Genomic DNA, 12525 nt, shown 5'->3' with positions numbered 1-12525 from the left:
GCACCGTTCCTGTAAGCCAACACGAGTTTGAGGCGCGTCCGCCAAGGAGCTTCCCATGTATTCATGCACTAGTAAAAAAACGATGTTGGCCATCGCCGGCTTCGTTTGTATCTCGCTGCTTTTATTCGTGGCAAACATACCCGCAGTGCCGCAAAGTGGCGCCCTTACAACTGAGTCGGCCGGCTTTGATACAGTTGGCTTTATTCAGGCGGCCACCATTGATCGCCCCATAGGCACGGCGGGAGACCTCCTCTCCGGCGGCACAATTAAAGTCAACGATCATGTGATCATCGTGCCGGCCAATAGCATTGTGCAAATGCCGGCGGCTACGTTGAGTTGGGGACAGGTCTTTGCTCAGGCGCCCGCAACGGTAAGCAAGTTTGGCACGGCTTCCGGCCTGGCGCTTGCCGATTGCTTGCCGCCCGTCGGCGTGGGCGTTGGTTGCATGCCCGGCACGTGGGAGGCCCACGTTCAGGGCAACATCGTAGCCAGTGCCGTCTGCGGAGCGCACACCGATCCCAGCACGGGCCTTCCCTTAACATCGCCGTGTTACATCGCGGGCCTCATCTTCCTATCGCAACAGTCGCTGAACTCCTCTTCGGGATTCATCACTGCAATCGACTACGCGAACGGAATCATGGTCGTAAACGGCAGGGCGGTAATGCTCAATGACCCGCCGATTGCAGGCCTCACAAATCCAGCCGTTCCCAGCAGAAATGTAGGCCGCTTTTCCATGGGCCAAAGCCCGGACATACGCTTCACGGTCGATCAATCCAATCCAACGATTCGCAGCGTGACCGGTTATCCCATGTGCATTCCTCGCGTAGCGCCGGGCACTGCTGCACCGCACCCGATCATTCCCGGCTCTTCGATTCTTTCTACTGAAGATGACCGTTGTCCCCAGCGCAACCGTCCGCTGGATACGTCAGGAGCTTTTGCTCTCACTTTCACCATGGCGGCGGCCCGCTCCAATCCCATTACTACACCGCCGAGTGGCGTGACCGATCCCTGGGAACAGATGCCTTTTGAAGTAGGTGACTTTGTCACGTATGCAGGAGTGCTGATGCCTCCATGCGCGGCAGGAACCGGGCCCGGCACCAGCTCCGCCTGCGTGCTCGATCTGACCGCTTCCCAAAATAATTACATCATTGCCGCCTATCAGGTAATCGGCAACGTGGGCGTATACACTTCGCCGGGATCCAATCCTGCCTATATCGCGATTGACGTTTTGCTGCAGGGCACTGGCGGCGTTCCTAATCCGAACTTTCCCCAGGAAGCAACTTCAAGAGTGAGAGTGGAAGGTTTCATGACAGACCCCTCTCGCCCTCTGGACATTCTGGCTCTGGATCAGGACTGCAATGGCACCTTGACGGACCGGCTCTCAGCGCCCTGGAGTCTGGCGTTTTCTGTTGATCAAGGTCCGCCGATCGGCGCAAAGAAAGGGCGCTTTAAATTCGTTCCCGCGGGCGGGGCCTTTCTGCCGCCGGTAAGCCTGGTGCGCGTCCGGTTATCCGGTTATGCCGGTTATCTCAGCGCCAGCACCACCGATCCAAACGGCGTGCCTCTGGCAAGTCCCACGATTTCCGCCAACGGGATTGCCTATGGACAATACAACGCGCCTGATTTCACGTTTATTTTCCCTGAAACATTGATCGTTGGCGGTCCTGTTGTGACGTTCAACTTTTTGGATTTTCCGTGGCTGGTAAATGGTTCTGGGCCACTGAGCGGCAACCCGACCTACATGACTGGCCAACTTTCTCCGTGGCCCGATCTGGTTGCGCCGGCGACCAGTTGTACCCCCGGCACGGCGCCTGCACTGAACGCCAATTTCACCGTGACACCGGATGGCATCTCGTCTCCTGCCACGGTGGGAAATCCCGTAACTCTGGATGCCGGAGCGTCTGTTGAATCCGGCGCCACAAACTTTGTATGGACGCTGAAGCCGCAAGCGGCATTGCAATGCGTGACGTTCAACTGCTCGCTAGCGACGTTTACGCCCTTCAGCTCGGGGAACATGGACATTACTCTGGTAGCGACACAGCTGCTCAATGGAGTTGTGATTGGCACAGCCACTTCCACTTTCACCCTGAAAGTCACCAACGTTAAACAATCGGATGTTGTCACCATCACCAGCGCCGTTTATCGGACCAGCAAAGCGCGGCTCGATGTAAATGCAACTACCAACGTGGTGCTCGCTAGTCCAACAGGTTGCACTGTAACCAACGTGCTGCCCGGCTGCATGCTGGCCACGCTTGACATTATTAATACGTCCACCGGCCAACCCTACGCAGCATTGATGACGAATGCGGGCGCGGGCAATTACACGGTTACGTTCGTCGGTATCGCGCCGCCGAATCTTGTGACGGTCACATCTGGGAATGGCGGATCGGCAAGCTCGGCTATAACCAGAATTAAGTAGGAAATTAGCGGCTGGCAGCCTTGAATCAGCACGCGCAAGCGCAAGCCAGGGCTGCCAGCCATGAACTTGTTTTACATGTCGACGTGCTCGCTGACGTGGATGTGAGCCTGGGGATGTCCCCTTGGGGAGAAGGTTATGAATAAGACTATGAAACGCAGTTATAGAATTTTTTTGCTGATATTAATGCTGGCCGGTGCGGTGCTCTTTTCATTCACCATTGTGCGGGCGCAGATGGCTCCCTCTTCCCCCAAGAAGGCGCTCCCGGAACTTCCAATCAAGCCGCTCTCTGCCGTACCTAATCCTTCCGTGAACGGCTTGAGTACTTACGTGGCCAATCAAACCTCCGCTATCGCTCTGGGCAAAGCTCTCTTCTGGGAACAGCAAGTGGGCAGCGACGGCGTGCAGGCGTGTGCTTCCTGCCACTTCAATGCGGGCGCTGACAGCCGCACCTTTAACCAGATTGATCCCGGGCTGAGGGACAAGGACCCCAGCTCACCTAATTTCAACATATTCACGATGGGCGTCTTGATGGGAAGTGAGTACTATCCGAATTACCAAATGCATGCCGGGACTCCGGGCGCAGGCTTTGGCGGCTACCACGATGGCGATTTCCCATTGTATAAACCCACGAGTGATCTCGACACGGTTCCTTACAATACCGGCGCAAACCATCATGACGTGATCTCCTCGCAGGGTGTATTCGCCAGGAACTTCAACTCAGTAACTTTGGGCACCAGCGTTGACAACAGCACATCCACTCCCGACGCTAACTTTTCTTATCCTGACCCCAGCCATCCAGGGCAGCTCATCAACACCAGAAAAGTTGAGCCACGCAACTCTCCGAGCGTAGTCAATGCAGTATTTAATTTCCGCAATTTCTGGGATGGACGCGCGCGCAACATTTGCAACGGCGCAAATCCTTTTGGCGAGCGGGACGCTTCGTCGCATTTTTTCTCCGCCTCCACCACTACCTCCGTGCCAACGGCGGGGCTGGTTCGTTTGAATAACTCGGCATTGTGTTCCCAAGCCCTTGGACCGGCGCTCAGCAATTTTGAAATGTCCGCCGCTGGGCGCAATTTCCCGTTACTCGGGAGAAAGCTGATGTCTCTAAATCCGTTGTCAGCCACAGGCGGTCCGCTGGCCGCCCAACTGGTTGATTCCAACGACAGCGTCCTGGGCAAGAACAGTAAGTCGCCCAAGCGCGGCATCAACATCAGCTATCCTGCGTTGATTAAGAGCGCTTTCCAGCCGCAGTGGTGGCAATCCGTCTGGCACATCTGCGTGGCCGGAGACGGCTCAGAAACCCTGATCAACCCAACAGCAAAGCCTGCCCAGACTTGTCCGGCAGGCACGTCAGATTATTCCCAGATGGAATATAACTTCTCGTTGTTCTGGGGTATAGCCATACAGGCCTATGAGAGCACTCTGCGCGCGGACCAGACGCCGCTGGACCAGTATCTGGCCCAGCAGAGCGTGTTTAACATTCCGGCTGATAACGTTACCAACTCATTCAGCTTCACTCTGACCAAGAATGTGGTTCCCTACAGCGTGTCAGTGCAGGCCTTCAATCCCGCCCTGGACAAGAGCGACCAGAACGTTTTCGCTTTTGATAATGGAAGTGGCGGCATCACCGGCGTCGGCATAGTGTCAGGCTTCATCAACTACTCCACAGGCCAGGGACAAATATTTTTTGAGCTGCCGCCGCCCACCGGCTTCCCGACCAAAGTTGCTTACAGTGTTGGAACCACGCCCATGACAACGCCACAGCTTCGTGGCTTGCTGGTTTTTGAAACCAAAGGCCGCTGCATCCTGTGCCACGGAGGATCTGAACTGACGAACGCTTCCGTCACCCACGTGAGCCAGTCGCCCATGGAGCGCATGATCATGGGCGATCTCACGATCCGGGTTTACGATTCCGGGTTCTACCACATTGGCGCGCGGTCAGGACACGAAGATATCGGATTGTCTGACGTTGATGGCATTCCCAGTTCCGGTCTGCCTCTCTCTGACGCAGCAACTGCCCAGATCAGCGTTTGTGCCGGCGGTACCGCGCCCATTATTCCCGGACGCCCCGGCGACGGAATTCCGCCGTCACCGCTGGGCTGTTACGACCCTATCGCGGCTTATGCCGACGTGAAGACTCCGGGGCTGCGCAATGTCGCCCTGACTGCACCGTATTTTCATAATGGAGGACAACTCACTCTGGAACAGGTAGTAGAGTTCTATGATCGTGGCGGAGATTTTCCGCTGGCTTCCGACGAGCCAAACTGCCCCGCGACCACCAGCCTTATCAACTGTCTGATGGATCCCAACATCCAGGTGCTGGGTCTTACGCAGCAGGAGAAGACCGACCTGGTTGACTTCATGCGCAACGGATTGTTGGATGCGCGCACATTGAACCAGGTAGCGCCGTTTGATCATCCGTCGCTCATGGTGCCAAATGGTCATCCGGTGGATAGCAACGGGTATCCTTTGCCGGATCCCAACAATCCCGGGCAAGCCCAGGATATATATATGACCATTCCCTCAAATGGCAAGAATGGAGCTATGCCGCTGCCGGCGTTCCTGCAAAACATGGCGCGACCGTAAAGGCTTTTGGTTGGGGATCAGACCTGCGGCTAGGCGCAACTGCTCAGTCGGCATGAATGCGCCACTTGGGATTGAACGTGAGTTGCAACTGGCCAGTCACGTTGTGCTCCGCCGTGGGCCTGAGGGCGGGAATTAACCAGCGCTCGTATTGCACGAATGCGTCGAGTTGGAGATCGGGGCGGACTCTCCACAGCAAGTGCGTGCTGGCGTCACTCTGTGTTCCACCGCCCGGCAGGAACAACGAACTGGCTTTCACTTCTCGATAGCTTAGCTGGATGCTCGTCCCGGCTGAAAGATGATATGTGCTCCAGCCCTGATAGCTGCGGCCGTCGCGTCCTGTCGCATTTCCGAACAAGACTCCCTTGTTGGTGTTGGAATCGTGATATTCGACGCTGTAGTACAGGAATGTCCCGCCATGGTCCACCCCCATGAGCTGCGTTGACGCGGACTCAACGCGAAGGTCGAGCCGGGACAGTCCCGGAAAATGCGAGAGATATAATCCAGGACTCATTGCGCCGCGGCGCGGGCTGGCCAATGGTGAAGGATCATCGTCGCTATAAAAGTCACTATATAAATTTAACCAATTTCTCAGTCCGGGGATTTTGTAAGAGAAATCGAATCCCGATTTGCGATCTCCCGGATCATTGGGATCTTTGGCTGGAAGGCCGCTATCGCCAAACGATCCAAAGTTCCTGGCCAATGCCTGTGCTGTAAAAGGATGGCCCACTCCAGCCCAGATTGAAGCACGTGTGAATCCAAGCTCAAGATTTTCTGTGGGGTGAAAACTGACTTTTTGGAGATTAAAGAACGGTCGCGCCGGGAACTGGTGGCCGGATAATTTTGTGAATTGGAATTCAGTGCTGATCTGGCCCAGATAATGGAAGATCCAGGGCAGTTGAATCGGGGTGGTCTGTGTCAGGTGCAAACCATACATGGGATCAGCGTTGTTGCTCAGCATCAGCGGGCCACTTTCGCCCGGACCCAACCACATGCTTTCTTTTCCGAATGAAAATGCGAATTTACCCAGTTGAACTCCAGCATAGATATCGACAGGATAGAAACGATTGATGGCGGAAACCGGCGAGAGCGGCAACACCGGATTCTGGTCCAGCGAGGCAATCAGGTTGCTCTGCGCCTGGGTCAAAGGCCCGCGCCCCGGAGCGTGCTGATACTCGCCGCGAGCATAGAAGAAAAATCTTCCGGCTACAGCGCTACCGGAAGCGCCTGTAACAATGCTGCTGCCTTGATCGTAAGGCCTGCCAAAATCATTCCAGAGGGTTTGCCCGAAATGATAGCTGTCGCGCAATGGCACACCAGAAATATTCTGGTAACGGCCATAAACAGAATCGAGGCTCGCGCTGTAAAAGTGTTGCCCGTCCTGGATGAATTCTGATTTGAGCAGTTCAACTGTCCGCGCTATCCAGTGAGGCGTGGAGGGGTCCTGCGCAAAGTATTCCGCTTCTTGTATCTGCCGCAGGCATTCTTCACGCGTCCAGGGCTCAAGACCAAGGAATTGCGTGCGGACATATCCCATCGCGGCAAGGCGCTTTAACTCAGGATAAATCCAGCTATCCAGAGGGACAAAGACCGATCCCATGCGTGACCGGCGGTCTTCTTGCGTATCGGATTCAAACGAACCGTATTCAGCGTCATCGATATCTGGATCATGGTGCGCGCGATAAACTTGGCGCCCGATGAGCCACCCCATAGCGCCACTAACTACCACGTCGGCAGGAAAGTGCTTGCGACCAGCGACGCGGCTAACGCTGATAGCTGTAGCGCCGCTATAGGCAAGAGACTGCGAAAGCCACCCAGGATATTCATGGGCAATCACTGAAGCCATCGTCCAACCCAGGATTGAGTGGCCGGACGGGAACGATGGATCACTTAACGTCTGGTAGAACCTGCCCTGTCCGTCAACCGTGGTTGGGCGCTCGCGCGCGAAAGCAAGTTTAAGCGCCTCATCTACGATGTAGCTGTTGATCAGGGCTTCACCGGAAAGCAGCCCCGTTTCTTTTGCACGGGGATAACCGTGGAGTCCGCCCCACGCATACATCAGCGCGGGAACAGAAGCCATGCCAACCAACGTAATATCAGAAACATTTTTCCCCAGCCTAATGGCATCCGCGTTCGAGCGCGCCCGCGCCATGCTGTGCTCGTCGCTGCCAATCAGGCCTGCGGTTACCCCGCCCAGAGGCAACAACCAAAAAGAATCTATCGCGCGGATATGGAGTGGGCTCGTCCAGATGGCTTTTTGGTCGCCAGGAACATTCAGGAACATTCTCTTGAACGATGTTCCTTGTGTGCGCTCTGCCTGCTTTTTTGTTTCGGTTTTTTTCTTGCTTTCGCCTGGCAGCTGAGATTGCGCTGCCGGCAATGATGAGGAATTTGAAGATGAACTTGTTCCCTGCTCTGCCTCTGCCTCGGTTTTTGGGTCGGCGGAAGGTAAATCAGGCGCATGGACTGCCGTTTGTTCATCTTGCCATGGCAGGAACGCACCTTTCGTCGGAAGCCACAGCCAGAAGGAGCAAGCCCGGTAAAATGCGATGCACTAAGAAATTAAATTTCATGATAAATATGAGGAAAAGTGTATCTGGTATTGCCGACAGGCGTAGCTCAAAGTTCGCGGACCGGGTTATCGGCATTCACCGTTGCCGTGCCGCCACTGAGCATCTGGCGGTATAGGGCCAGCGTTTGCTGAATCACTTTTCCTCAGAGAACTCGTTCACCACTATTTCGCGCCCGCGGCGGCCCATTTCAGCGCGCAATGCTGCGTCATTCAATAACTGCGTAATGGCGTCGGCCAGCGCGGCAGGATTTCTAGGCGGCACCAGAAGCCCATTGGTTCCATGCCGGACAATATCTCTGCATCCCGGCACGTCAGTGGCAACAATTGCGCGCTTGGCGGCCGCTTCAATCAGCGCCAGTCCGAAACGGGGCTGGCGCGGACGACGGGAGCGATACTGACGTGGACGACGCTCTGGGGAGAGGGGCGTTTGGCCTTGCGTAAAACGCGACGTACGCTCTCTCGGCTCAAGGTAAGGCCTTCGTTCTCGACCAACTTTTGCCGCAAATGAGAGTCATTGAAGCCGGCATACTTGCCCGTAGCTAATTCCAACACGCGCTGACGCAGGGATTGATCCAGGGCCCAGGTTCTGGGTTTACCACGATTGCCATGCCGCACCCAGTCGGCGGAGTCGGGCCGGTAACGGCGCTTGAGGCGCTGCACCTGGCGTTCACTGCGCTGCAGTAGACCGGCGGCTTCACGTACGCTCAGCCGCCCGTCCACTGCTTTTTCAATCACTCGCATTCTCTGCAACTCCTTCTGGCTCAAGGTCACCATCCTTTAAGGGTGACATTTTTTCGTTGCAGTTAAGGGGTGACATTATTTTGGTGCATCTTCACAATAAAACCCGCACCACCGGTTATAAGAACCCTCATTGCCTTCTCCTAAAGCTGTTTTTATTATCGGGGTGTCGTCCATCGTACAAGTGAACTGAGACAAACGGATAATTAAGAAATGTTAACGTTTCCCATTTTTGATATATCAAAGTAAAACAATATACCGCTATTGCCAATAGTTTTCTATATAAGTTTTTTTAATCTCCGGAAATTGGCCGCAACTGGAGTGCTCCATCCTGCATGGCAAAATCCACGGAGTGGTTCTTGCGGTTTGACCGTCCCACACTGTAATAAGTGATCCCAGCCTGTGACATCGTTTCAGGAGAATATAAATTTCTTCCATCCAGAACCAGGGGAACAGCCAGCAATCTACTCATACGCTTAAGGTCCAACGCCGCAAACTCCTTCCATTCCGTCAAGATAAGCAGCGCGTCAGCATTGTCCGCCGCGGCATAAGCGTCCCTGGCGTAAGTTACGGTCTTTCCCAGAACTTCTTTTGCTTTTCCCATTGCCGCAGGGTCAAAACAGATTATTTTGCAGCCTTCCGCCAGCAGGCCCTGGATGACATTGATTGCCGGTGATTCCCGTATGTCATCCGTACCGCCTTTGAATGCCAGCCCCAGGGCGGCAATGCGCTTGCCTTTGAGTGTTCCCACTGCTTTACGAACTTTCTGCAAAAACCGGTCAATTTGCTCCTGGTTTATACGCGATACTTCTTCCAGCAGGCTCCAGCGGCTGCCGCACGCACGCGCTACAGATTGAAATGCAGCGACGTCTTTGGGAAAGCAGGAACCGCCATAACCTATTCCGGCCCTCAGAAATTTCTGGCCGATACGTTTATCGCTTCCGATTCCGCGGCGAACTTCTTCAATATCAGCCCCGACACGCTCTGACACATTGGCTACCATGTTGATGAAAGAGATTTTCATGGCTAGAAAAGCATTCGAAGCGTGCTTGATGAGTTCCGCGCTTTGCGTCGAGGTTTCCAGATACTCCATCTCCTCAACGCTATCCGGACCGGGAACAGCTCCGGACTCACGGGAATAGCTTCCGTTGAGCAGCGGTGCGTAAATTTCCCGCATGAGTTTTCTGGCCCGATCGCTGTCCGCGCCAACCACAATCCGGTCTGGATAAAGGAAATCAGTTACAGCAGTTCCCTCACGCAAAAATTCAGGATTGGAGACAACATCAAAATCTTCAATGGCGCAGCCGTTTTGCAGCATTAACTTCTGTATCCACGCATTGGTATAGACGGGTACGGTACTCTTTTCGACGATCAGCTTGTAGCCATTCGACCGCTGCGCGATCTCATGGGCCACGGATTCCACATAGGAGAGATCTGCCTGCCCGTCGGCCCCCTGTGGCGTTCCCACCGCAATCACAATGGCGGTGGCCCCGCGGATGGCTTCAGCCGAATCACAAGAGAATGTCAGCCGCCGGCCATGGTTGCGTCCCAGCACTTCAGGCAAAAATTCCTCATGGATTAAGACTTCCCCGGCGTTCAGGGCGGCGATCCTCTCTACATTGTTGTCCACACACACAACCTTGTGGCCAAGTTCGGCAAAGCAAGCCGCAGCAACAAGCCCTACATAACCAGAACCGATGACAGCAATTTGCACCAGTAGCCTCTCTTTGGGAGTGGAGATGAATAAGTACTTTACCAGATGGATTGAACAAGTTTGCGGACTTATTTCTCCTAGGATGAACAAAGAGTGTTCCGTAGCGAATTAGGTGCATCGCCTGAGGCGGCATTTTGATGCTAAGACGAAAATTATTTTTGGAAGTGGGTCAGGTAAAGATCCTCATACCTTTGGACAATGGCCGGAAGGCTGAATTCGGTTTCAATTCGTTGCCGCGCCTTGGCTCCTAGCTGCTGGCGGCCCGATCTACCCACGTTAATCAGGCGTACAATAGCATGGGCAAGAGCTTCAGGTGCACGCGGCGGAGCAACAAAACCGCTATCGGCCACAATGTACGCACTATCGCCCACGTCTGTTACCGCACACGGAACGCCGCAGGCCATGGCCTCACCAATGGAGTTGGAAAAACCTTCTCCCCAGGCGGAGGCGGAACAACCGATATCGAATGCATTGTTCAAGCGTGGAATGTCAGATCGCTCACCCAGCAGGATAACGTGGGCTTGAAGTTCATTTTGCTGGATTGCTTCCGCTAACTCTGGTTGCTTACAGCTAATGCCGCTCCCATCCAGCACGAACCTAGTTTGCGGATGAGATCGAACTACCATGGCAGCAGCCTTGAGGAAACCTACATGGTCCTTCATAGGATGGTAGCGAGCTACCAAGCCGACCAAAACAATATCGTCGGTGATGACCAGTTCTGCCCGAACTGCCTTCCGCGCAGCTTCATCCGGACGCAGGAGTTGGCAGTCAAAGCCATTGGGAATGATCACTCGTTTTTCCGCGCGATAGCCTAGACTCTCATGCTGGCTAGCGCTGGTTTGGCTGTTGTAAATGATGGCAGCGGGGCCGGCGGAAAGACGCGCGCCCAGGCGAATGAGTCTCGCGGTCAGCCATCGCTCACGGCGCAGATCGTAAACGGTCTGCCGGATGTTCCAGAGCACCGGCGGCTTCTGGCGCACGGCATTTTTCCGCCAGGCCAGCGCGGCCATGCTGGCCATCAGGTTGCCGTGATACATCCATCCCTGGACAAGCTGGGGACTAATGCGCCGGGCCAGCGGCAGGATGGAGAGGACGCGAAAAGGGTTCGGCGCATTGCGCCTCAATCCCAGGCAATGGACCGGGACGCCCAGCGCGAGGGCCAATTGTTCCCTCGTCACCTTCAGTGAGGTAGGCCAGCAGAATGCCGAGCAATAGCGCAAATAACGTGACGGCCATAACAAAGAGCCCGCGCTTGGGCCAGGACCGCTTTTCCGGCGGGATGGCCTTGTCCATGACCTGGATAACGGAGGCGTCGCGGGCTTCGTCAATGCGGGCGGCTTCATATTGCTTGGCCAAAAGCTCAAACAAGGTCTCACGGTACTTTACTTCGCGCAACTTGCGGACGTATTCAAGTCCGGCGCCGGGCACTTTTTCCAGCGCCAGGTCAGTGGGAGAATGAGTTCCCTGTCCGCGTTCAAAACGCGAAAGCTGGGTCTGCAGAGCGGCCAGTTCCTGCTGCACGCGGATGAGATCAGGGTTTTCTGGAGTGGCAAAAGAGCGCATTGACTGAAGTTCAACCTGCTTCATGGCGACCTGGGCACGAAGGTCGGCATAAGCCTGCAGCATTACTTTGGCCTGGCTATCAAGCTGGATAATGCCGGTGCTCTCTTCAGTTTGCTTGAGTTGCGATTCAGCGGCGGCCAGCTCGTCATTGGCGTCTTTTACTTCGCGCTCAAAGAAGATGCGCCGCTTGCCGGCGTCAGTAATGGCCAGCGTTCTGGTAAGTTTTTCCAGCTCGTCAATGTACGCGTTAGCCATTTCAGCCGCGCGTCCGGGACAGCGATCGTCAACGGAGACGGAAATGATGCCATCTTTACCAGCCGCTGTTGCCGCAATATTTCACGGCTGAAGTCAAATTGCTGCAGTCGGTCGCGAACAAGATAAAGCTTCCGCTCCTTACGGTCCCAAAGAGCAAAAGCAAACATGCCGACAAACCGCTGCACAGCTCCTTCCACGCCCCAGCGCTCAAACGCCTCCAGCATCACTTCAGTATCGGAGTGGCCTCGCCAGGCATGGCCAGGGACAAGCTCTTTTCTTATTTCTTCAAAGTTATAAACTTCGCCGTTGAAGATGATTACGTAACGGCCTGAATGCGAGGTCATCGGCTGATGGCCGGCGGGTGAAAGATCAAGAATTGACAAGCGTCGATGGACAAGCCCTACACCAGTGGAATCGTCATAGAACACACCAGAGTCATCTGGACCACGGTGCTTGAGCGCGGTACCCATTCGGAGCAAAATTTCGGCAGGAATTTCCGCTTGCCGTTTAGTCTGCCAAAATCCTGCGATGCCACACATCTTTAGTCCTACTCCTGTTTCTCGTCGAGCAATTACTGCTTTCCAGGCTTCCGAATGTCTAATCGTACCATTGCTGGTGCTCTGGATTGACCAGTGAATTATGGCTGAAAACTGGACACTCGCACTTCAAGCGTAACCT

General features: G+C 54.8%; 8 protein-coding genes and 1 pseudogene. 2 read left to right on the top strand and 7 right to left on the bottom strand.

Going from position 1 to position 12525, the window contains the following annotated elements; genetic code table 11:
- Positions 1-55: 55 nt before the first annotated feature.
- Together LAO76_08070 and LAO76_08065 are read left to right on the top strand one after the other, a co-directional pair.
- Entirely contained in the window at positions 56-2419 is a 2364-nt protein-coding gene (locus tag LAO76_08070) for a hypothetical protein (GenBank protein ID MBZ5490871.1), read from the top strand.
- Positions 2420-2554: 135 nt separating this feature from the next.
- The gene (locus LAO76_08065) at positions 2555-5008 is read left to right on the top strand and encodes a hypothetical protein (GenBank protein ID MBZ5490870.1); all 2454 of its coding nucleotides are present in this window, start codon (positions 2555-2557) and stop codon (positions 5006-5008) included.
- 43 nt (positions 5009-5051) lie between these two features.
- Here the strand turns inward: LAO76_08065 and LAO76_08060 are convergent, their stop codons facing one another.
- The 7 genes and pseudogenes from LAO76_08060 to LAO76_08030 form a co-directional block, all read right to left on the bottom strand.
- Entirely contained in the window at positions 5052-7289 is a 2238-nt protein-coding gene (locus LAO76_08060; GenBank protein ID MBZ5490869.1) for a phosphatase PAP2 family protein, read from the bottom strand.
- Between the two features lie 335 nt (positions 7290-7624).
- Positions 7625-7935 (bottom strand): annotated as a pseudogene (locus LAO76_08055) (glycosyltransferase).
- Entirely contained in the window at positions 7926-8327 is a 402-nt protein-coding gene (locus LAO76_08050; GenBank protein MBZ5490868.1) for a helix-turn-helix domain-containing protein, read from the bottom strand. The pseudogene LAO76_08055 and the gene LAO76_08050 overlap by 10 nt, the downstream one beginning before the upstream one ends.
- Positions 8328-8607: 280 nt before the next feature.
- A complete protein-coding gene (locus LAO76_08045; protein ID MBZ5490867.1) occupies positions 8608-10029 on the bottom strand; it encodes a UDP-glucose/GDP-mannose dehydrogenase family protein in 1422 nt (473 codons plus the stop codon).
- A 152-nt stretch (positions 10030-10181) separates the two neighbouring features.
- Positions 10182-11192, bottom strand: coding sequence for a glycosyltransferase (locus LAO76_08040; GenBank protein ID MBZ5490866.1), 1011 nt, complete (start codon positions 11190-11192; stop codon positions 10182-10184).
- On the bottom strand, positions 11089-11847 hold the full coding sequence (locus tag LAO76_08035) for a hypothetical protein (GenBank protein MBZ5490865.1): 759 nt from the start codon (positions 11845-11847) through the stop codon (positions 11089-11091). The genes LAO76_08040 and LAO76_08035 overlap by 104 nt, the downstream gene beginning before the upstream one ends.
- Positions 11751-12386, bottom strand: coding sequence for a hypothetical protein (locus LAO76_08030; protein ID MBZ5490864.1), 636 nt, complete (start codon positions 12384-12386; stop codon positions 11751-11753). The genes LAO76_08035 and LAO76_08030 overlap by 97 nt, the downstream gene beginning before the upstream one ends.
- Positions 12387-12525 lie beyond the last annotated feature (139 nt).

The organism is Terriglobia bacterium (assembly GCA_020072645.1).
Classification (GTDB): domain Bacteria; phylum Acidobacteriota; class Terriglobia; order Terriglobales; family Acidobacteriaceae; genus Angelobacter.
This window is presented reverse-complemented; position numbering and strand designations above follow the sequence as displayed.

Excerpts from the sequence above, each read along its gene's own strand:
- LAO76_08070 (MBZ5490871.1), top strand. The coding sequence starts at position 56 with ATGTATTCATGCACTAGTAAAAAAACGATGTTGGCCATCGCCGGCTTC.
- LAO76_08065 (MBZ5490870.1), top strand. The coding sequence starts at position 2,555 with ATGAATAAGACTATGAAACGCAGTTATAGAATTTTTTTGCTGATATTA.
- LAO76_08060 (MBZ5490869.1), bottom strand. The coding sequence starts at position 7,289 with ATGTTCCTGAATGTTCCTGGCGACCAAAAAGCCATCTGGACGAGCCCA.
- LAO76_08035 (MBZ5490865.1), bottom strand. The coding sequence starts at position 11,847 with ATGGCTAACGCGTACATTGACGAGCTGGAAAAACTTACCAGAACGCTG.
- LAO76_08030 (MBZ5490864.1), bottom strand. The coding sequence starts at position 12,386 with ATGTGTGGCATCGCAGGATTTTGGCAGACTAAACGGCAAGCGGAAATT.